21 protein-coding genes (1 of these 21 only partly in view) are annotated in these 19,879 nt (G+C 52.1%); 15 read left to right on the top strand and 6 right to left on the bottom strand.

Going from position 1 to position 19,879, the window contains the following annotated elements:
- Nucleotides 1-5 precede the first annotated feature (5 nt).
- Genes FED52_RS11185 through FED52_RS11170 form a run of 4 tightly spaced genes read left to right on the top strand, consistent with a single transcriptional unit; the run spans nucleotide 6 to nucleotide 3,784 of the window.
- The gene (locus tag FED52_RS11185; protein WP_034780995.1) at nucleotides 6-1,112 is read left to right on the top strand and encodes an ABC transporter ATP-binding protein; all 1,107 of its coding nucleotides are present in this window, start codon (nucleotides 6-8) and stop codon (nucleotides 1,110-1,112) included.
- Complete coding sequence (locus FED52_RS11180; RefSeq protein WP_034780994.1) at nucleotides 1,099-1,920, top strand: ABC transporter permease; 822 nt, start codon at nucleotides 1,099-1,101, stop codon at nucleotides 1,918-1,920. The genes FED52_RS11185 and FED52_RS11180 overlap by 14 nt, the downstream gene beginning before the upstream one ends.
- Entirely contained in the window at nucleotides 1,917-2,717 is an 801-nt protein-coding gene (locus tag FED52_RS11175) for an ABC transporter permease (protein WP_021067750.1), read from the top strand. The genes FED52_RS11180 and FED52_RS11175 overlap by 4 nt, the downstream gene beginning before the upstream one ends.
- A complete protein-coding gene (locus FED52_RS11170) occupies nucleotides 2,714-3,784 on the top strand; it encodes an ABC transporter substrate-binding protein (protein ID WP_138859911.1) in 1,071 nt (356 codons plus the stop codon). The genes FED52_RS11175 and FED52_RS11170 overlap by 4 nt, the downstream gene beginning before the upstream one ends.
- Before the next feature lie 54 nt (nucleotides 3,785-3,838).
- On the opposite strand, the gene FED52_RS11165 is transcribed toward FED52_RS11170, so the two are convergent.
- Entirely contained in the window at nucleotides 3,839-4,120 is a 282-nt protein-coding gene (locus tag FED52_RS11165; protein ID WP_138859910.1) for a hypothetical protein, read from the bottom strand.
- A gap of 231 nt (nucleotides 4,121-4,351) precedes the next feature.
- Between FED52_RS11165 and FED52_RS11160 the strand changes: the two genes are divergently transcribed.
- Nucleotides 4,352-5,488, top strand: coding sequence for an RNA-guided endonuclease TnpB family protein (locus FED52_RS11160; protein ID WP_138859909.1), 1,137 nt, complete (start codon nucleotides 4,352-4,354; stop codon nucleotides 5,486-5,488).
- 341 nt (nucleotides 5,489-5,829) lie between these two features.
- Nucleotides 5,830-6,363 (top strand): YceI family protein, encoded by a 534-nt coding sequence (locus FED52_RS11155; protein ID WP_114167428.1) that lies wholly within the window; start codon nucleotides 5,830-5,832, stop codon nucleotides 6,361-6,363.
- Between the two features lie 26 nt (nucleotides 6,364-6,389).
- On the opposite strand, the gene FED52_RS11150 is transcribed toward FED52_RS11155, so the two are convergent.
- The gene (locus FED52_RS11150; protein WP_138859908.1) at nucleotides 6,390-7,373 is read right to left on the bottom strand and encodes a metal-dependent hydrolase; all 984 of its coding nucleotides are present in this window, start codon (nucleotides 7,371-7,373) and stop codon (nucleotides 6,390-6,392) included.
- 86 nt (nucleotides 7,374-7,459) lie between these two features.
- Here FED52_RS11150 and mutY point away from each other — a divergent pair, with 86 nt between their 5' ends.
- From mutY to FED52_RS11125, 5 genes are all read left to right on the top strand, one after another.
- Nucleotides 7,460-8,494, top strand: a complete 1,035-nt coding sequence (gene mutY, locus FED52_RS11145) for an A/G-specific adenine glycosylase (protein ID WP_138859907.1) — start codon at nucleotides 7,460-7,462, stop codon at nucleotides 8,492-8,494.
- Nucleotides 8,481-8,906, top strand: a complete 426-nt coding sequence (locus tag FED52_RS11140) for an SRPBCC family protein (protein ID WP_034780979.1) — start codon at nucleotides 8,481-8,483, stop codon at nucleotides 8,904-8,906. The genes mutY and FED52_RS11140 overlap by 14 nt, the downstream gene beginning before the upstream one ends.
- An 89-nt stretch (nucleotides 8,907-8,995) precedes the next feature.
- Nucleotides 8,996-9,538 carry a nucleoside tri-diphosphate phosphatase gene (gene ntdP, locus FED52_RS11135; protein WP_021067741.1) on the top strand — a complete coding sequence of 181 codons (543 nt, stop codon included), beginning with the start codon at nucleotides 8,996-8,998 and terminating at the stop codon, nucleotides 9,536-9,538.
- 36 nt (nucleotides 9,539-9,574) lie between these two features.
- Entirely contained in the window at nucleotides 9,575-11,323 is a 1,749-nt protein-coding gene (locus FED52_RS11130) for an ABC transporter ATP-binding protein (RefSeq protein ID WP_138859906.1), read from the top strand.
- Between the two features lie 91 nt (nucleotides 11,324-11,414).
- Nucleotides 11,415-12,563, top strand: coding sequence for a DUF3238 domain-containing protein (locus FED52_RS11125; protein ID WP_138859905.1), 1,149 nt, complete (start codon nucleotides 11,415-11,417; stop codon nucleotides 12,561-12,563).
- Between the two features lie 18 nt (nucleotides 12,564-12,581).
- Here the strand turns inward: FED52_RS11125 and FED52_RS11120 are convergent, their stop codons facing one another.
- Nucleotides 12,582-12,998 (bottom strand): thiol-disulfide oxidoreductase DCC family protein, encoded by a 417-nt coding sequence (locus FED52_RS11120; protein ID WP_138859904.1) that lies wholly within the window; start codon nucleotides 12,996-12,998, stop codon nucleotides 12,582-12,584.
- Between the two features lie 53 nt (nucleotides 12,999-13,051).
- Nucleotides 13,052-14,284: an MFS transporter gene (locus FED52_RS11115; RefSeq protein WP_138859903.1), complete on the bottom strand. Its 1,233-nt coding sequence runs from the start codon at nucleotides 14,282-14,284 to the stop codon at nucleotides 13,052-13,054.
- Between the two features lie 92 nt (nucleotides 14,285-14,376).
- Here FED52_RS11115 and FED52_RS11110 point away from each other — a divergent pair, with 92 nt between their 5' ends.
- Nucleotides 14,377-16,014 (top strand): ABC transporter substrate-binding protein, encoded by a 1,638-nt coding sequence (locus tag FED52_RS11110; RefSeq protein WP_167491836.1) that lies wholly within the window; start codon nucleotides 14,377-14,379, stop codon nucleotides 16,012-16,014.
- A gap of 33 nt (nucleotides 16,015-16,047) precedes the next feature.
- On the opposite strand, the gene FED52_RS11105 is transcribed toward FED52_RS11110, so the two are convergent.
- Nucleotides 16,048-17,346: a glutamate-1-semialdehyde 2,1-aminomutase gene (locus FED52_RS11105; RefSeq protein ID WP_138859901.1), complete on the bottom strand. Its 1,299-nt coding sequence runs from the start codon at nucleotides 17,344-17,346 to the stop codon at nucleotides 16,048-16,050.
- A gap of 191 nt (nucleotides 17,347-17,537) precedes the next feature.
- On the opposite strand from FED52_RS11105, the gene perR reads away from it, so the two are divergent.
- The gene (gene perR, locus FED52_RS11100) at nucleotides 17,538-17,969 is read left to right on the top strand and encodes a peroxide-responsive transcriptional repressor PerR (RefSeq protein WP_029596002.1); all 432 of its coding nucleotides are present in this window, start codon (nucleotides 17,538-17,540) and stop codon (nucleotides 17,967-17,969) included.
- 29 nt (nucleotides 17,970-17,998) lie between these two features.
- Here the strand turns inward: perR and FED52_RS11095 are convergent, their stop codons facing one another.
- The gene (locus FED52_RS11095) at nucleotides 17,999-18,358 is read right to left on the bottom strand and encodes a YgzB family protein (RefSeq protein ID WP_131438348.1); all 360 of its coding nucleotides are present in this window, start codon (nucleotides 18,356-18,358) and stop codon (nucleotides 17,999-18,001) included.
- 168 nt (nucleotides 18,359-18,526) lie between these two features.
- Here FED52_RS11095 and FED52_RS11090 point away from each other — a divergent pair, with 168 nt between their 5' ends.
- Nucleotides 18,527-19,393 carry a nucleotidyltransferase-like protein gene (locus FED52_RS11090; RefSeq protein ID WP_138860338.1) on the top strand — a complete coding sequence of 289 codons (867 nt, stop codon included), beginning with the start codon at nucleotides 18,527-18,529 and terminating at the stop codon, nucleotides 19,391-19,393.
- 117 nt (nucleotides 19,394-19,510) lie between these two features.
- Nucleotides 19,511-19,879 carry the beginning of a PstS family phosphate ABC transporter substrate-binding protein gene (locus FED52_RS11085; RefSeq protein ID WP_240731262.1) on the top strand. It continues 732 nt past the right edge of the window, so 369 of the gene's 1,101 nt are visible here — the first part of the coding sequence; it begins with the start codon at nucleotides 19,511-19,513; its stop codon lies beyond the right edge, outside the window.

Genomic DNA, 19,879 nt, shown 5'->3' with positions numbered 1-19,879 from the left:
CCGAAATGAACCCAGAAACGATTATCCGCTTTGACAACGTGTCGAAGCGTTACGATGACACCGTCGTCTTGGAAAACATTAGCTTTGAGATTGAACGAGGGAAGTTCTATACGTTGCTCGGACCGTCTGGATGTGGGAAGACGACGATTTTACGTCTGATCGCAGGTTTCACGGATGCGACAGAAGGCGACATCCAGTTCAACGGGAAGCGCATTAACGACGTCCCAGCGAACAAACGTCAAGTGAACACTGTGTTTCAAGACTATGCGCTCTTCCCGCACTTGAACGTGTTCGAGAATGTCGCATTCGGTCTGCGCATCAAAAAGATGAAAGAAGCGGACGTGAAGACGAAAGTCGAACAAGCGCTCAAATTCGTTAACTTGAAAGGGTACGAGTCACGTGAAATCGATGAGATGTCAGGCGGGCAACGACAGCGTGTCGCCATCGCCCGTGCCATCGTCAACGAACCGGAAGTCATCTTGCTCGATGAGCCGCTCTCGGCGCTCGATTTGAAGCTCCGGACGGAGATGCAATATGAGCTTCGTGAATTGCAACAGCGTCTCGGCATCACGTTCATCTTTGTCACGCACGACCAAGAAGAAGCGCTCGCCATGTCGGATGAGATTTTCGTCATGAATAACGGAAAGATCGTCCAAAGCGGGACACCGACCGACATTTACGACGAGCCGATCAACCGTTTCGTCGCTGATTTTATCGGAGAGTCGAATATCGTCCCGGGCGTCATGCCAGAAGATAACATTGTCACGTTCGCCGGGAAGACGTTCGATTGTGTCGACCAAGGGTTTGATCGCAATGAAAAAGTCGAAGTCATCATCCGTCCGGAAGATTTGGAGATGACGTCGGTCGACTCGGCGAAACTCGTCGTCGACGTCGATTCGCAACTGTTCCGCGGCGTCCACTATGAGATTTGCTGCTATGACCAAGAAGGGAACGAATGGCTCGTCCATTCAACGAAAAAATCGGTCGTCGGCTCAAAAATCGGCCTCACGTTCGATGACGAGGCGATTCACGTCATGCGCTTAGGGGAGACGGAGGAAGAGTTCGACCGTCGTCTCGAGTCCTATGAGGAGGTCGCTCATGAATCAAACTAGTCAAACCGCGAAGACGGTCTATTTGACGACCTATTGGTTATGGATCGCGCTGTTCGTCATCGCGCCGCTCCTGCTCGTCGTCTATTACTCGTTTTTTGATATCGAAGGGAACTTGAGTTTAGAGAACTATCAGATGTTCTTCACGTCGACGTATTTGACGATGACGTTGTCTTCCTTCTGGTATGCGTTCTTGATCACGTTCTTCTCGCTGTTGATCGGGTATCCGACCGCCTATTTATTGACGAAGACAAAGCATAAGCAACTTTGGCTTTTGCTCATCATTTTGCCATCATGGATCAACTTATTGCTTAAAGCCTATGCATTCCTCGGCATCTTCGGGACGTATGGCATCACGAACCAATTTTTAGAGGCGATTGGCATCGGGACACAACAGATTTTGTTCACGGACTTTAGTTTCGTGTTCGTGTCGGTCTATATCTTCATCCCATTCATGATCTTGCCGATTTATAACGCCATTGAAAAGCTCCCGCCGTCGCTCGTCTATGCGTCGCGTGACCTCGGGGCCTCGAACTGGACGACGTTCCGCCGGGTCATCTTCCCGCTCACGCTCGACGGCGTGAAGTCAGGGATTCAAATCGTCTTTATCCCGGCATTGTCACTGTTCATGATCACCCGACTCATCGCTGGGAACCGAGTCATCACGCTCGGGACGGCGATTGAACAACAATTCCTCGTCACGCAAAATTGGGGCATGGGCTCGACGATTGCCGTGTTCTTGATTTTGGCGATGGTCCTCGTCATGGTCATCACGCGTGACTGGGGCGCGAAAGGAGCGGTGCGTCGATGAAACCGAAAAAATTTAAATTAGCCAACCTCTATTTGATGGCGGTGTTCTTCATCCTCTACGCACCGATTCTCTATTTGGTCGTCTACTCGTTCAACAGTGGCGGGACGATGAGCAATTTTGAAGGCTTCACGCTCGACTGGTACAAGTCGCTCTTTACCGACACACGCCTGCTCGTCATCGTCTTGAACACGATCGTCATCGCTCTGCTGTCGGCGACGATCTCGACCGTGCTCGGCGTCATCGGCGCGCTCGCCATCTATACGGCGCGGCAACGCTTCACGAAGACGTCGCTCTTGTCGCTCAACAACGTGTTGATCGTCAGTCCGGACGTCATCATCGGGGCCTCGTTCCTCATCCTGTTCACGATGCTCGGGATTCAGCTCGGTTTCTACTCGGTGCTATTGGCGCACATCGCCTTCTCGGTGCCGATCGTCGTCATCTTGGTCTTGCCGAAGCTGCAAGAGATGAGCCCGACGCTCATCGATGCGTCGCGTGACCTCGGCGCGAGCACGTGGGACGTGTTGACGAAAGTCATCTTGCCGTATATCACACCGGGCATCTTCGCCGGGTTCTTCACGGCGCTCACGTATTCGCTCGATGACTTTGCCGTCACGTTCTTCGTGACCGGCAACGGCTTTACGACACTTGCCGTCGAAGTTTACTCACGGGCTCGCCAAGGTATCTCGCTCGAAATTAACGCCTTGTCAGCCATCTTGTTCTTGTTCACACTCATTCTCGTCCTTGGGTATTATGTACTTGCCCAACGCGGTGGTAAAGCGAAGGAGGTAAGACGATGAAAAAATTGGTCATCATGTTGACGGTGCCGGTCCTCGTCAGTGCCGCTCTTTTGCTCTGGGTGTATCAAATCAATATGGCGCAAGGGTTTGGCGGCGATAACACGCTCGTCGTCTACAACTGGGGTGATTATATCGATGAAGACTTGATTGGAGAGTTCGAGGAAGAGACGGGCTTGAAGGTCATTTATCAGACATTCGACTCGAACGAGGCGATGCTCACGAAAATCGAGCAAGGCGGTACGGCGTTCGACATTGCGGTCCCGTCGGATTACGCCATCAGTAAAATGATCGAAGAGGACCTGCTCTTGCCGATCGATTATGACAAGCTCGAGAACTTCGATAACATTGACCCACGTTTCCTCGACAAGTCGTTCGATCCGGGTAACACGTACTCGGTCCCTTACTTCTGGGGAACGGTCGGTATCGTGTACAACCCTGAGCTCGTCGACGGTGAGATTACGTCATGGAACGACCTATGGGACATGCCGCTCGAGAATGACATCTTGCTCGCAGACGGGACTCGTGAGGTGATGGGCTTCGGTCTGAACTCGCTCGGTTACTCGCTCAACACGACGGACAAAGACGAGTTGCTCGAGGCGGAGAAAAAGCTCGAGACGCTCTGGCCGAACATCAAAGCGATCGTCGGCGATGAAATCAAGATGCTCATGGCCAATCGCGAAGCGGCCGCGGCCGTCGTCTGGTCAGGTGACGCCTCCGAAATCATGTACGAGAACGAAGAGTTGACGTACGTGATCCCGGAAGAAGGGACGAATCTCTGGTTCGACAACCTCGTCATCCCGAACACATCGAAAAACGTCGAAGGCGCGCACCAGTTCATCGACTTCATGCTTGACGCGGAAATCGCGGCCCGCAATACCGACTATGTCGGCTATTCGACACCGAACGAAGCGGCACTTGAATTCTTAGATGAAGAAGTGACGTCAGACGAACGTTTTTATCCGTCAAAAGACGTGACAGATGAGCTCGAAGTGTATGAGAATTTAGGCAAACGCATGAACGCGTACTACAACGAACTCTACTTGCGCTTTAAAATGCAAAGTAAATAAAAGGAGTCCCGCTCACCGTGAGCGGGACTTTTTGTGTCGCCTGAGGCGGGAATATTAGCCGATGGGGGATTTTGTCTGTTGAATGGCATCGATGTGTGCTGCCTTGACTTCATCGCTAACGTGCATATAGGGACGAAGTTGTTCGTATAAGTTGATTCGTTCGGCCGCCGACAATCGAGGCTCAACAGAGTCCGTCATTTGTTTGGCCCATGCTTTTCGATTCAACACCGGAACGCTCGACGACTCAACTCGTTTTAATGTGGAACGGTCACTGAAGACAATCCACGATTGCAAACAACTGCGGTCGAGACCGAGCAGTTGTTCGATCGCCCGCATATGGAGCTCGTTTTGTTTAACTAAACTTGGCGAGAATTCCCCCACCTCTAAGCGTCTCGGGCGAAGCCCGGCGTAGGTGGGAGATGAATCGCCTGCTTGCGAACCCTTTGGATGTTCCTGTGACAAATACAACGAACAAAAGTTCGTGATTCCGTCAGATTTCCTCGCCCCCTCCGCGGGTATCGGAATGGGACGAGAGTCATCCGACCATATGGAGAAGGAGGGAAAGACGTGCTGAAAGGCTACAAATATCGGCTCCACCCCACGCCGGCACAGGCCGAGTTCCTGGTCAAGACGATCGGCTGCGCCCGCTTCGTCTACAACAAATTGCTCGAGGACCGCATCAAGATCCACGAGGAGGCGAAGGCGGGCGGCGGGCCGAAACGGAAGCCGCCGACACCGGCCTCCTACAAGCCGCTGTTCCCGTTCCTGTGCGAGGCGGACAGCCTCGCGCTCGCGAACGCGAAGCTGCACCTCGACGCGGCGTTCGCGAAGTTCTTCGCCGGGACGGCCGGCTTCCCGGTGTTCAAGTCGAGACGGAAATCGCGCGCGTCCTACACGACGAACAACCAGCACGGCACGATCCGCATCGAGGCGGGAAAAGTCCGGCTCCCGAAGGTCGGGTTCATCCGGTTCACACAGCACCGCGGCTTCGACGGCGAGATCCGCTCGGCGACCGTGTCGATGACGAGAACGGGCAAATTCTTCGTGTCGCTCCTCGTCGAGCAGGACGACGAGCCGTGGGTCCCGGCAGAGCACACGGTCGGGATCGACCTCGGACTCGTGCACTTCGCCACCATGACGAACGACGATCTCGTCATGGAGAAGATCGCGAACCCGCGCAACCTGCGAAAGGCCGAGGCACGGCTCAAATGGGCGCAACGCGCGCTCTCCCGCAAGAAGCCCGGCAGCAGGAACCGCGAGAAGGCCCGGCTCCTCCTCGCGAAGAAGCATGAGCAGGTCAGGAACCGCCGGCACGACTTCCTCCACAAGCTGTCGCGACGCATCGTCGACGAGAACCAAGTCGTCGTGGTCGAGACGCTGAGACCGAGGGAGATGATGCAGGACCGCCGCCTGGCAAAAGCGATCGGGGACGCCGGGTGGGGCGAGTTCGTCCGCCAACTCGAATATAAATGTAAGTTCTATGGGCGGACGCTGATCAAGGCCGACCCGTGGTTCGCCTCGACCCAGGTCTGTTCGGCCTGCGGCGAGAACGGCGGCAGGAAGGGCCTGCATATCCGGGAGTGGACATGCGGCGCATGCGGCGCGCACCACGACCGCGACGTCAACGCGAGCCTCAACCTGTTGCGCCTCGCCGAGGATATCATGTCTTCAGGGCAGGGACTGCCCGACGAGCTTGGTCAATAATCGTAGCTAGTAAAAGTACGGTCTTCCCAAGAAACTCCCACTTCAGGCTGCGAAGCAAGCAAGTGGTGAGTAGTTCACAGTGAACTTTCGTGCCTGTCGAGTTTGGGACTTCATAAATCATGGTAGTTCCTCCCTTTTCCGAAAAGTATAGGGATTCTATGTATGCGCTTACATTTTACTGTAAGTCCACAGCTTCCTTTTTTCATCGTAACGGGTCGGTATGATAAAAGTCAAAATTTTTAGACAATAATTTGTCACATTTATTAAGATATGTTTTGAAGTCAAGATTTGTGGTAAACATCAATTAGCATCAATTTTAAATCGAAGGAGTGGACGTATTCATGGCAAAAACATACCAAGTCGACCCGGCACACAGTTCGATTACATTTACCGTCAAGCACATGATGATCTCGAAAGTAAAAGGGGAGTTCAAAGATTTTCACGTCGAAGCGAGCGGGCAACCGGACGATCTCGCGAACGCACGCGTAAACGTGACGATTAAAGCAGCATCGATCGATACGAATAACAGCGACCGCGATAACCATTTGCGGTCTGGCGACTTCTTCGATGCGCAGCAGCATGAGGACATCGTCTTTGAATCAACATCGTTTCGCTCAAAAGGCGGCGGCGAGTTCGAATTGACAGGGAATTTGACGATTCGCGGCACGACCCGTGAAGAGACGTTCGACGTTGAATACGAGGGAAGTGTAAAAGATCCTTGGGGCAACATGAAGCACGCTTTCACCGGGGACGGGTCGATCAACCGGGAAGATTACGGATTGACGTGGAACCAGGCGCTCGAAGCGGGCGGCGTCCTCGTCGATAAAAAAGTGAAGTTTGACTTTGAGCTCCAGTTCACGGAGTCGGAGGCATAAAAAAAGTCGCTCTCGCGAGCGACTTTTTACTGTTCGTAGGCCAATTTCTTTTGTAAGCTCTCTTCGCTGAACACCCAACCGGTGAACGAAGACAACACTTCGTTTGACACTTCATCGACGATGACGACGGCGACGAACGGATAAATGTCTTTCGAAAAGTAGCGCAAGTTCGTGAAGCGATATTCAATCATGCCATTGTGGCGTGTGACCGTATACGTGTGAATCTTCGAAAACTCAAGGAACGATTGAAGATCCGCATTTTTACGGGCCTCCACGAAGTGAAGGTCATCTTCCCCAGGCATCGGCTTGTCACGGAAACGACCACATTCGATGACCGTCCCTTTTTTTACTTTGACTGCTCCTAAACCGTTGCGGAATCGAACGGCGACGTGCCAGTCATCCCAGCCGATACCCGGCGAGATGAACAGTTCGTGGGCGCCGGCGAAGTGACGGGCGACCGTGGCGAGGGCGCGATTACGCAATTTGAACTGGACGGCGTAATAGCTGATGACGAGCGCAATGAGCAGTGCAAAAATCGGGACAGTCGCCCCTGTGATAAGCCATAATACATATGCGCCGTAATAGGCAGAGAACAAATACGGATCGAACGTCCCGATGACGCCCCAGCCAATCCATTTCTTCGAAAATGGTTGGAGGGCTTGCGTCCCGTAGGCGTTGAACAAGTCGACCGTGACGTGCAACAGCACGGCGATTTGTGCCATGACCCATAATGAGGCAGGGTTGACGCCAAGCGCGAGTCCGATGACAGCGCTGACGATAATCGGCCAGGCGAGGAGTGCGGTGATTCCGTGTGAACGACCGCGGTGCTGGCGTAAATACGTGCTATTTCCTTTTAGTTTGAAGATCGTGTCAAAGTCCGGAGCATGCGAGCCGACGAGAGCCGTCGCTGTCATGGCTAGAAACATTTGTGCGTCGCCTGACACCTCTGGGCTGAGGGTCGCGATTGCACTTAAACCAAGTCCCATCCCAATGTGAGTAGCAGTATCCAATGTGCTTCAGCACCTCCATAAGTAGAAAAAACGGCGTTATTTAATCCATTTCATCATACAATATTTTTAAAACGAGGGGAAACGAAATGCTCGATGTTGATAAATTGTTCACAAATTATAATATTCAAGAATTTAACACAAATTTAGTGACGTGGTTCAATCGCGAAAAGCGAGATTTGCCGTGGCGTCACGGGAAAAATCCGTATCGCGTCTGGGTGAGTGAGGTCATGCTCCAACAGACGCGCGTCGATACCGTCATCCCATACTATAACCGTTTCATGGATCGCTTCCCGACGATTGAGGCATTGGCAGCGGCCGAACCCGATGAGGTCGTCAAATATTGGGAAGGACTCGGTTATTACTCACGGGTCCGAAACCTTCATCAAGCCGTCCGGGAAGTCGTTGCTGTGTACGACGGCATCGTCCCCGAAGAAAAAGAGCGGTTCGAAAAACTGAAAGGCGTCGGACCGTATACGACCGGGGCCGTGCTCTCGATCGCCTACAATCAGCCGGAACCAGCCGTCGATGGCAACGTCATGCGCGTCATGTCCCGTCAATTCGGGATTTATGACGACATCGCCATCCCAAAAACGCGGAAGTTGTTTGAGCAAGTCGTGCGTCGACTGATGGACCCGGCGCATGCCTCGGACTTTAACGAAGGCATCATGGAACTCGGGGCGACGGTATGTACGCCGAAAAACCCGATGTGTTCGCTTTGCCCCGTTCAAGACGATTGTTATGCTTATACCCATAACGTTCAAGATGAACTCCCGGTCAAGACGAAAAAAGGGGCGTCTCGGATTGAAATGTATGATGCGCTTTATTGTCGACAAGAGGGCCGCACGGCCTATATGAAGCGGCCGGAAACAGGTCTTCTCGCTGGAATGTGGCAATATCCGCTTACAGACCGGGGAACGGGGGAACAGTTAAACGGAACCTATGTTGGACAAGTGAAACATGTGTTTTCCCACATCGTCTGGTACATCGACTTATATGAAGTCGAGACGTTACCGGCAGGGGAATGGACTTGGCTCGACGAAGAGGCACGGGACGTGGTGACCGTATCGGTCGCCCAACAAAAATTAGAGCAGATGGCAGGTGCAAAAGATGAGACAGTTTGACGTACGAACGCCATATGACACATCCGTTGACACGCTTTGGACGCTGCTTCAAGATGCTTCGCTCTTATCAACACTGACATCGTTCCCGAAAGTGACGCTCCTTGGGGATGGGGCGTCGGTCGAGGGGAATCTCGTTCAATTGCGGGTGGGTGTCGGTCCAGTTTCATTACCGTGGAACAGTGCCATCACATTGACCGGGAATTACGCTTTTTGTGACCAAGGTGTGAAGTTGCCGTTTCCGTTCCGTCGCTTCAGCCATGTCCATCGGGTCGAACAAGTCGGAGGACAGGCTGTCATGGTCGATGAGGTCACATTCGATAGTTACGTACCGACCGTCCTTGTCGAATACTTCGTGCTTCGACCGATGTTCAAAGCGCGAGCCAAAGCATTCCAAAAAACACTAAATTCGTGAAAATAAGAGATTTCCTTTTTCATTGGTTCTGAAAGTCGCTATAATTAAATATGAGAATTGTATAGCATCATAGCGGAAAGGAGGAGCTTATGAGCTTATTTCCCAAAGCAGGTAGCAAGATCGAGATACAGAGCTACAAGCACAACGGAACTTTGCATCGCGTTTGGGAAGAAACGCTCGTCCTTCAGTCGTCAAAAACGGATATGATCGGATTCAATGACCGCATCATGGTCAGTGAGTCAGACGGCCGGCAATGGAGAACTCGTGAGCCGGCAATTTGCTACTTTTCATCTGAGTTTTGGTTCAATGTCATCTGCATGATTCGCGAAGATGGGATTTACTATTACTGTAATCTAGGTTCGCCGACAACGTTCGATGGGGCAGAGCGTGCCATCAAGTACATCGACTACGATTTGGACATCAAGGTGTTCCCGGATATGTCGTACACGATTTTAGATGAGGATGAATATGAGCGGCATCGTCGCGAGATGAATTATCCGAAAGCGATTGATCGAATCTTGAAACAGAACGTTCAAGAACTTATTAACTGGATTCGAGGACGGAAAGGGCCGTTCAACCCAACATTCGTCGATGAATGGTATCGCGAATACGAAGCACGTTACCGGAGATGATCGCTCATCTCCGCTTTTTTCTTGAAGGAGGAACTAATGGGTAGTATTAAACGTTATTTAAAGTTCGTTAAACCGTATAAAAAACAAATCGCGCTGACCATCTTCGTCGGGATTTTGAAATTCTCCATCCCGCTCGGGTTGCCGCTCCTTTATAAATATGTCATCGATAACTATTTGACGGAAGATGCTCCGGCTGCCGACTACACGGAGCTCGTCTGGCTGTTCAGCATCGTCTTCTTCGTCTTCCTCGTCTTAAAGCCACCGATTGAATACTTACGCCAATATTTGGCGCAATGGGCGGCGACGCGGATTTTGTTCGACGTCCGGAACCGATTGTTCGACCACGTCCAAAAGTTGTCGCTCCGCTACTATTCGAACAATAAGACGGGACAAATCATCTCGCGCATCATCAACGATGTCGAGCAGACGAAAGATTTCGTCATCACCGGTCTGATGAACATCTGGCTCGATATGGTCACGATTTTGATTGCCATCGCCATCATGTACACGATCGACCCGCAATTGACGCTCATCGCCGTCTTGCCGCTCCCGTTCTACGCCATCGCCGTCCGTTACTTCTATGGACGGTTGCGCCGGCTCACACGGGAACGCTCGGCCGCCCTTGCGGACCTTCAAGGTCATTTGACCGAACGCGTCAACGGGATGGCCGTCATCCGCAGCTTCGCCCTCGAACCGTATGAGAACAAAGCGTTCGAAGAACAAAACGGCGGTTTCTTAAAGGCTGCACTCCGCCATACGGGGTGGAACGCGAAGACGTACGTCGTCGTCTCGACGATCACCGATATCGCTCCAATCTTGATTTTCACGACGGCCTCATGGCTCGTCTTGCAAGGGGACGTCTCGCTCGGGACGCTCGTCGCGTTCATCGCCTATATCGACCGTCTCTATGCACCGCTCGGCCGTCTCGTCAACTCGGCGACGACGCTCACGCAGTCGGTCGCTTCGATGGACCGGGTCTTCGAGTTCCTCGATGAGCCGTATGACATCGAAGAAAAATCGAGTGCGTTCGTTCCCGTGAAAACGGCAGGCGACATCGAACTCGATCAGGTCAGCTTTGCGTACGAGAAAGACGGTACCCGCGCCCTCCGTGACGTCAACCTGCATATTCGCTCCGGGGAGCGGGTCGCGTTCGTCGGCATGTCTGGCGGCGGGAAATCGACGCTCGTCAGCCTGATTCCACGGTTTTATGACGTCACGTCAGGCAGCATTAAAATTGACGGTACCGACGTCCGCGATTTTAAACTGCGGGCCCTCCGTGACCAAATCGGGATGGTTATGCAAGACTCGGTCCTCTTCAGTGAATCGGTCGCGATGAATATTCGGATGGGGAATCCGGAAGCGAGTGACGAAGATGTGATCGCCGCCGCGAAAGCTGCCAACGCCCATGAGTTCATCTCAAACTTGCCGGACGGCTATAATACGCCGGTCGGGGAGAAAGGGGTTAAACTGTCAGGTGGGCAAAAGCAACGGCTCGCGATCGCCCGGGTCTTCTTGAAACATCCACCGATCATCATTCTCGACGAAGCGACGAGTGCGCTTGACCTTGAGAGTGAGGCGATGATTCAGGATTCGCTCGCGCGATTGACGAGAGGCAGAACGACGCTCATCGTCGCGCACCGATTGTCGACCATCACCGACGCCGATAAAATCGTCGTCGTCGATAACGGACAAATCATGGAGACCGGGACGCATGAAGAACTGATGCGTCGCCGCGGCGCCTATTACGATTTGTATATGATTCAAGATTTAGCAGTCGTCGAATGAGACGGGACCTCGAGGAAACTCGAGGTCTTTTTGTTTTCCGTGACAGTGAGACGGGAATGAAGAAACGACATGACAAAAGGGGGATGAACCAATGATGAACGGGGAAGGATTAATTACGGTAAAACCGCTAAAAGACGCGCTCGAGCTGACGTGGTCAGTCGAAGGGACGGTCCGGCTCACGCGGAACGGGAAGTATGTGTATGAAGGGACCGATCAACACTATGTCGATCACGAGACCGGTGTGGGAGAACAAGTCGCTTATCGCATCACGGACGAACAGGGGGAAGTGGCGAAAGTGTATACGGCCGCCGTCGACCCAACTGACGACTTGTACTGGAATCGTCATCTCACGTCGGCAGTCGTCGCCTCGAACGGCACCCATCTCCAATGGGACCCGATTGCTGACGTCGAAACGTATGCGATTTACCGGCAAGGACGACGCATTGCCGAAGTCGTCGGCCATGCTTATTTGGACGAGACGCCGCTCCATGAGCCAACAATGTATGAAGTGCGGGCGCTCCGCTCTGTGAAGCGAGATGAGAAACCGGGGACGAGTCTCATTCACGCCGTCGGCAAAGCGATGTCACTCGCCAAAGAATTGAAGACGGACACGAGACGGGACAAGGAATTGTACATCATGTATTTTCTCGTCAGTCCGATTCGACCTGATTTGGAGACGGTGGACCAGATTCAGCTTCGCGTCCAGACGTTCATCCGCCCGCCGATGATTAAAAACCCGAACTTGTTGTCGCCTCATCCGTATTTTGAAGGAGACGGTCGCCCTTATAACGTTCATGCGACCGACTATCGCACGCGGACGGAAGTGAAGGCCGAAGGGCTGAGTGATATTCCGATCGTCTCCATCAAAAAAGATGCGAATGTGACGCGTGGCTATACGAAACATCACCGTTTGACGGGTGAAGATATCGCCTCTGTCGACCAAGTGTATCTTGAAGATGTCGATATCGACCGCGGGCGGGCGGCGTATCGGTTGCAACATTCCGTTGGCAACCCGCTCGTTATCGCGCCGGACATCAAATATACGATCGTCGCGCAATTAAAGGACAATGCTACGTTCAAGCTGTCCGGAAGTCATACGCAATCGCCACATCATGAAGTGTATCTTCAAGTCGGTGATGCCCCATGGACGACGATTCACCGGGCGGACGACCTCGGTGTCAGTTTCATGGGCAATCCGATGCCGGAGTGCCACTGGACGTACTTGACCTGTATGGACTAAAAAAAAAAAACCGTCGACTCATCGAGTCGGCGGTTTTGGTTGTTGGTCGAGAAATCGGCTCCGTTCTTCCGGCGTCGGCAGTTTGCACGTCTGTTTTTGTCCGAACCACTGATAACGATGTTTAGCGATCACATCATAGCCGAAATCACGAATCGGTTTTGGGACGAACCTCACAAACCTGAGCCAACGCCACTTCCCATCCAATCCTTCAGCGATGCGGACCGCCGCGTCGGATTTAATGTACGGGACACCATCGCGAATCAACACGATGCTGTCGACCGAGTCGTTGATACGATGACGTTTACGTAAAGCTTGACCGGCCTCGCCTTGAAGCGAGGCGAAATGAAAGTTCCCCGTCGCGTCACGGTTCAAGATGAACTGGACGCTCGCGTCGCAAAAGTTACAGTCTCCATCAAATAATACAATGGCTGGCATACCACTCGCCTCCTTCACTCTTGCCTGTTTCCGTTCCGGTGTCACTTCAAACGTCATGCGGCGAGCTGGCGCACCGATTCCATCCTATATAACGAGACGTAGTAGAGGTAGGCACCGAGCGCTCCGAACAAGAAGATGTAGCCACTCATGAACACGGGTCCGATGAATGCTCCGACGACAATCCCGGCCGCGGCCACGAGTTTGGCCCCGTGGAATGTGAGTCCACCGAAAGCAAGGTACGAGGCGCGACGCTCCGGGTCGAGCAAATCGACTTGTTTCACTTGGCGGATCGGCGAGTACAGCAATTCGCCGACCGTGAAGACAACGGCCAAGACGGCGAGAATCAGGAACGAGTTCATCGACGTGATGGCAGCGTACGCCGTGATGTATAACGACAAGCCGATGAAGAAAACGTATTTCTCACGGTACCGTTTCACAAATGCAGTGACGGCGAACGTGATGGCGACGACGAGTAGTGTATTCTCGAGTTGCATGAACGCCATCATTCGGACACCATCGAACGGAACGCCGCCGATCGAGCGCTGTTGAAACGATTCCGCCAAATGAACACCGATATAGTTCGCCATATGGAACTCGGTCGAGAAGACGAGCATGCTGCCGAGCACGAATAACATCCAGCGTCGGTCATTGAGGGCAATCCGGTAGTTTTGAATCACGCCGACAATCGGATTGGCCGGCGTCGACCGATTGCCTTGATGAGAATCGACGAGATAGCGCTGTAAGACGATCGTCGTGATCGTCAAAACGAGCGTCATCCCGACGAACAAGCCGAAGCGGTAGTCACGATAGAAGGCACCACCAAGCATGACACCGCCGGCGATAGCCAAGTTGACGAGCCAATAATCATATACATAAATCGCTTTCCGATTCGATTCTTCCATCGAATCGATGACGATTGCCTCCAAGGCCGGATAGTTCAACCCGTTGGCGACCGCGTGACCGAAGTAGAGAATGGCCACGGCGAGTGCCCAATTGTTTGATGGGTGAATCGCCACCGTCATTCCGATGAAGCAAAGGATTTGAACGAGTTGGCCGATTTGTAAGACGTGCTTGCGATTGAAGCGATCCGAGAAGTACCCACCGAACAAGCCGGTGACATACCCGACGATGACGAATGACGTCATGATGATCCCGGCAGCGATTTTGCCGAGTTCTTCTGAAAAGTATAAAGCCATGAATGGAAAGATGGCCGAGCCGACGATGCGGATGAAAAAGCCGCAGACGAGTCGAAGCCGAACGTTGGTTGGAAAATCTTTGAATTTCATGTGAGCACCTCCTTGTCACTACTTTAAACGTGGACTACACTTGGTGAAAAGAGACAAAATATTTGGACATGTCCACATTTAGGGGGAAGGTCATGAATGCGAAACTAGTGGCGATTTATCGCCACACGATAGAGACGGGCAAAAGGGAAGTGACGTTGCGGGAAGCGGTTGAAGCGGTCGGCTATAGTGAGAAACAAGTGAAGCGTGATATCAAGGCATGGGAGGCGATGGGGTGGGTGACCTATCAAGCCGGCAAAGGGCGCGGCCATGAATCGATGCTTCGTTTTCAGTCGGACTTTGACGAGACGCTCCAGGCGTGGGTCGTAACCTCATTTTCTGAGGCTACGATGGCGCAGGCGGCCAAATGGTTGGAGTGGGATTGGCCACCCGCATTACGGGAACTGATCCAAGCGCGGATTTGGAGTCGATTCGGTTTCGAACAGACGGAAGAAGACCGATTCGTGTTCCCGCGTACCCGGACGCTTGAATCACTCGACCCGCTCGACATCCATATCGCGATGGAGGCGTCCTTGTCTCGGCACGTCTTCGATCGCCTCTTCGAATGGGATGGGACGACGGTCCAAACGTCCCTTGCCCATCATATCGAAGAAGTGACATTCGGATTTCGGTGTTATATCCGAAAAGGCGTCACATTCCACAACGGAATGACGTTAGCCGCCAAAGATGTCGTTTACTCGTTGAATCGATTATTGGCTCGCGGAAAACAAGTTTGGTTGTTCGCGCCAATCGAACGGGTCGAATCGCCGGCGCCTTACGTCATTGACATCCATACGAAAGCACATCGGGCCTACATCGAGCGCTTGCTTGCTCAAACACCGGCATCCATTACGTATGAAGGAGCAGAAGGGATTGTTGGGACGGGGCCTTTCAAATTGGAGAAACAATCTGACGACGTCGTGCGTTTACGGGCGTTCGAGCGCGGGTTGCGCCCGCGTCCGTCATTGGACGTGGTTGAGTTTGTCACGTTCTCGGAAGCAGATCACGCCAAATGGAGCGCGCGGGACGATCATAGCGTCGTGAAATGGATTGCCGAGGCCGGGGCTCGTTATCTCATGTTCAACTTACAGCACTCCTGGCTGAAAGAGGATATGGCGACGCGACGCGCGATTCAACGGGCGATCGATAAACAAGCGGTCGTCGATTTGGGGGGAGAACGTCATCAAGTGGCCCATGGTTTTTTCCCGGAGGCGAGTCGACCGGTGGCGGCACCAAAAGCAACGGGAAGTTCGCGCCGTCCACTGCGTCTATTGCATTTGCCGTTCGACGTTGCGACAGAAGACGCGATGCTTGTCGCGGAACAGTTGCGCGTAGCCGGCTTTATCGTTGAGACCGAGACGTATACGATTGCCTCGTTACTACAAGAGGAGACGCTGCGCCGTGCTGATTTGATTTTATGCGGGGAGATGATGAGCGAAGATCTCGATTTGGCGTTTCTCGCGTTTTTGACGAGTGAACTGTCACTCGTCGGCAAGTTAATCGCGCATGAAAAGGAGCTCCGGACGATGATGGACCGTTACCGTCAGACCGATATGAGTGCGTGGCCGTGGCTCCATCGTGATGTCGAGCGTTATTTGACAGAAGCAGCACTTGTTATTCCTCTGTATCACGTGGCCCGAGAGCGGCGATTCCCGAGCTTTCTAGGGGAAGTTCCAGTCGATGTGTTCGGCCACCCCCGCTACGACCAGCTGTGGATTCGGCCTTCGGTGTAAACGAAAAAGAGATGCCGCGGCATCTCCTTTTGCTTATAGTTGGGCGAACGCGCGATTCACAGCGGCAATCGTCTCTTCGATATCTTGTTCGGTATGCTCAGTCGTCAAGAACCAAGCCTCGTACTTCGAAGGGGCTAAATTGACACCGTTCTCGAGCATCAATTTGAAGAAACGTCCGAACACTTCACCGTCTGATTTTTCGGCGCCTTCGTAATCGGTCACAATCTCGTCCGTGAAGTAAACCGTAAGGGCACCTTTTAAACGGTTCAACGTGATGGTCACACCATGTGTTTCTGCGGCTTCACGAATCCCGGCCTCGAGCTCGGCACCGAGTGCGTCGAGCTTTTCGTAAACGCCGGGTTGCTCGAGAACCTCGAGACAAGCGAGACCCGTTGCCATCGACGCCGGGTTGCCGGCCATTGTTCCGGCCTGATAGGCTGGGCCGAGCGGAGCGACCGTCTCCATGATTTCAGCTTTACCGCCATAGGCACCAATCGGCAAGCCTCCGCCGATGATTTTCCCGAGTGCGGTCATATCCGGTTCAATCCCGTACACTTGCTGGGCGCTTCCGTACGTGAAACGGAACGCCGTGATGACTTCGTCGTAAATGACGAGTGCACCATGTTTATGGGTGATGTCATTGACGGCCTGGAGGAAGCCTGGTTTCGGCTCGACGATCCCGAAGTTCCCGACAATCGGTTCGACGAGGACGCAGGCGATTTGACTTCCCCATTCGCTCATCATGTCTCGGAACGCCTCGACGTCATTGAACGGCACGGTGATGACTTCTTTCGCCGTAGCTCGTGTGACGCCGGCTGAGTCTGGTGAGCCGAGCGTGGCCGGTCCACTGCCTGCCGCGATGAGCATCAAGTCCGAGTGACCGTGATAGCAACCGCTGAATTTGACGACGAGCTCACGACCGGTATAGGCGCGAGCGACACGAACGGTCGTCATGACCGCCTCGGTCCCTGAGTTGGTGAAACGGACTTTATCCATTGACGGGATGGCCGCCTTTAATTTTTTCGCGAACTCGACTTCAAGCGCGTGCGGTGTCCCGTAAAGGAGTCCTTTAGACGACGCCTCAATCAACGCTTTATGGATATGCGGATGGGCGTGGCCTGTGATAATCGGTCCGTACGCCGCCAAATAGTCGATATAGCGATTGCCGTCGACGTCATAGAAATAAGCGCCGTCTCCTCGTTCCATATAGACGGGTGCACCGCCGCCGACTGCCTTGAATGAGCGGGAAGGGCTATTGACCCCGCCGACGATGTGCGTCAAGGCGTCGGTATACAAAACGTCTGAATTGTTGCGTGTAGATGGTGTTGCCATATGTGTTGCCTCCTTTTACAAATTCGCACTTATTGTATCATAGCCGTCAACCGCATAAGCTCAACGTTTGACGACCGTTCAAGAAATCAGTACACTATTTATAAAGATTACTATGTAAGAAATAGGTTAATTCTAACTGACATTTCGCATGAATTTTATAGAAGAAATGAGGGATTGACGTGGGAAGCGAAATGCTTGACCATGCTGTTCAGTCGCTCCGAGAACATGGAGTCAGAATGACGCCTCAGCGCCAGGCCATTTTGGAGTACCTCGTCACGGAGCACAGTCACCCGACAGCGGATGACATTTATAAGGCACTTTCGGCGAGATTTCCGAACATGAGTGTCGCTACCGTCTACAATAACTTGCGCGTCTTTAAAGAAGTCGGACTCGTTCAAGAGATGAACTATGGGGACGCTTCGAGTCGCTTTGATTTTGTGACGTCGCGTCACTACCACATCATCTGTGATGCATGTGGGAAAGTTGTCGACTTCAACTATCCGGTCCTCGACGAGATCGAATCGGTCGCATCTCAATTGACAGGGTTCAAAGTCGATCGTCACCGTCTTGAAGTATACGGGACGTGCCCGGCTTGCCAAGCTGAACAAGCGCATAAACATTAAAAAAACATCCTCAGGCAGAGGATGTTTTTTTATTCGTGTGAATGGGTTTGACGCTTATTATATTTTTCATCGAACTCTTTACCTTCGAGCGATTGATCGATCGTGAGCGGTTCGTCGCAGTGCATACATAAGTCGACCCGGCCGAGCATCTTTGTCTGTTTCTCACAATTCGGGCAAGTGACGACGATGGCTTTCGTGGATGCCATCCCAATAATAAAGTAGAGCGCTGAACTCGATAACACCATCACGAAGCCGAGCAACATGAAAATAATCATCAGCCATGTGATGCTTTTCGCCAACAGGCCGAGATACATGACTCCGATTCCCGCAAAGACGAGCAACAACGCAAGGTTTCGAGCGCGGTTGATTTTATTCCCCCGTTTTTTCATTTCGTAATCCCTCCATGTCTGTCTTTACTATAGCTCATCTGCACGACCGTGAGAAGTTCATACAATCGCTGGCAGGAGAATTTTAAAAGAAGGCGAATCATTTTTGTATCAGATTATTGGGTGGACGATTGTGGTTCATCATTATAGAAAGAAGGTATCAAGGTGACTATGGAGTATGCGACGCGCACGATCTATTCGGAATATGCGGCCTTGAAGACAACGCTTGGCATCATTGAAGTGAAAAAGAAACGGCCGAGAGACCCTTTGACCGATCAATCGGACCGGCTATTGATTGTGATTGAAGCGAAAGAAGAACCGTTCTGGACAGTGAAACATTATCAGGTTGGGCAAGAAAAAATTATTCTTCATCTCGTAAGTGACTCGATGATGGATCGTTGGATTTTAATGAACGAGAATCGCCGGGCCATTCATTGGATTGAAGATGGGATGGTCTTGTTTGAACGAAATACGTTTTTATTAGACTTGCGACAACGCCTTCGTAATTTTTCGAATGATGAGCAACGTCTTCAACTGTCCCTTGCTTTTGCGAAGTTGTTGCGACGCTTTGAAGATGGACGAAGCTTATTTTTACAAGAGGAGCATCAAGATGCTTTCACCCAAATCCATCACGCCTTGACTCATTTGGCGCGGTTGTCGGTGTTGGAGTCCGGAATTCATCCGGAAATCATATTGTGGAAGCAAGTGCGCACCCTCGATTTGGAAATATATAAGTTACATGAAGAACTGGTGAGCGGACAAGAATCGCTGGAACAGCGGATTCATTTGGTAATCATCGGCATTGAACATTTGATTCAATCGAAAGTGTTGCCCGGCACTCTTCTTCTATTACAAACGATGCAACAACGGGATGAACCGTGGCCGTTCTCAGAATTGATGGAGCATCCGAACTTGCAAGCATTGAAAGTCGACCTGGGGAGCATCGTCGGCTTCCTCGTTCGAAAAGGATATGTCCGGTCGGTCGCCCGGCCGACAAAAGGCGTCGGTGTCGAAGCAATCGCTTATGAAATCGCCTGACTACTATAGAAGCGAATGGAGTAGCTGATTTAGATGAAAATGATGAAGTTTATATTAGGCAGTGTGTTTATTGTGTTTGTGGCTTGGGTCATATCAGTTTTCATAGGATTGTTCATGATGGACGATCCGGTTGCCGGGGCACGTCCGATTGTATGGACGATTTGGTATGGAGTGGCGTTAGTAATTGTCATTATGGCGCTATATGACTTCTCACCGTTGAAAAAAGGTCATCTCAAGCGAATCACTTTAATTGGAACGGTGCTCGGGATCGTCTTCTTTGGTTCGGTGAAAGGCTATTATGTGTATACAGAAAGTTTACGGATTGAAGAACGGGGCGTCGAGTTGATGGACTATCAGCCTTTTAAGGAAAAATCAGATTTAGCGGAGCTGGATGGCGAATCTTCGTTTAAACTAGACTCGAAGTTGCCGCGTCTCGATGGCGCGACAGCCCTTTATCCACTTTATGCGTCTTTCGTCGAGGCGGTC

Source organism: Exiguobacterium mexicanum, from assembly GCF_005960665.1.
Lineage (GTDB): Bacteria > Bacillota > Bacilli > Exiguobacteriales > Exiguobacteriaceae > Exiguobacterium > Exiguobacterium mexicanum_A.
The sequence above is the reverse complement of the archived record's forward strand: the minus strand, read 5'-3'. Positions and strand labels throughout refer to the sequence as shown.

Coding starts and splice junctions, on each gene's coding strand:
- FED52_RS11185 (WP_034780995.1), top strand. CDS start 6: ATGAACCCAGAAACGATTATCCGCTTTGACAACGTGTCGAAGCGTTAC.
- FED52_RS11180 (WP_034780994.1), top strand. CDS start 1,099: ATGAATCAAACTAGTCAAACCGCGAAGACGGTCTATTTGACGACCTAT.
- FED52_RS11175 (WP_021067750.1), top strand. CDS start 1,917: ATGAAACCGAAAAAATTTAAATTAGCCAACCTCTATTTGATGGCGGTG.
- FED52_RS11170 (WP_138859911.1), top strand. CDS start 2,714: ATGAAAAAATTGGTCATCATGTTGACGGTGCCGGTCCTCGTCAGTGCC.
- FED52_RS11165 (WP_138859910.1), bottom strand. CDS start 4,120: ATGCGGGCGATCGAACAACTGCTCGGTCTCGACCGCAGTTGTTTGCAA.
- FED52_RS11155 (WP_114167428.1), top strand. CDS start 5,830: ATGGCAAAAACATACCAAGTCGACCCGGCACACAGTTCGATTACATTT.
- mutY (WP_138859907.1), top strand. CDS start 7,460: ATGCTCGATGTTGATAAATTGTTCACAAATTATAATATTCAAGAATTT.
- FED52_RS11140 (WP_034780979.1), top strand. CDS start 8,481: ATGAGACAGTTTGACGTACGAACGCCATATGACACATCCGTTGACACG.
- ntdP (WP_021067741.1), top strand. CDS start 8,996: ATGAGCTTATTTCCCAAAGCAGGTAGCAAGATCGAGATACAGAGCTAC.
- FED52_RS11130 (WP_138859906.1), top strand. CDS start 9,575: ATGGGTAGTATTAAACGTTATTTAAAGTTCGTTAAACCGTATAAAAAA.
- FED52_RS11125 (WP_138859905.1), top strand. CDS start 11,415: ATGATGAACGGGGAAGGATTAATTACGGTAAAACCGCTAAAAGACGCG.
- FED52_RS11120 (WP_138859904.1), bottom strand. CDS start 12,998: ATGCCAGCCATTGTATTATTTGATGGAGACTGTAACTTTTGCGACGCG.
- FED52_RS11115 (WP_138859903.1), bottom strand. CDS start 14,284: ATGAAATTCAAAGATTTTCCAACCAACGTTCGGCTTCGACTCGTCTGC.
- FED52_RS11110 (WP_167491836.1), top strand. CDS start 14,377: ATGAATGCGAAACTAGTGGCGATTTATCGCCACACGATAGAGACGGGC.
- FED52_RS11105 (WP_138859901.1), bottom strand. CDS start 17,346: ATGGCAACACCATCTACACGCAACAATTCAGACGTTTTGTATACCGAC.
- perR (WP_029596002.1), top strand. CDS start 17,538: ATGCTTGACCATGCTGTTCAGTCGCTCCGAGAACATGGAGTCAGAATG.
- FED52_RS11095 (WP_131438348.1), bottom strand. CDS start 18,358: ATGAAAAAACGGGGGAATAAAATCAACCGCGCTCGAAACCTTGCGTTG.
- FED52_RS11090 (WP_138860338.1), top strand. CDS start 18,527: ATGGAGTATGCGACGCGCACGATCTATTCGGAATATGCGGCCTTGAAG.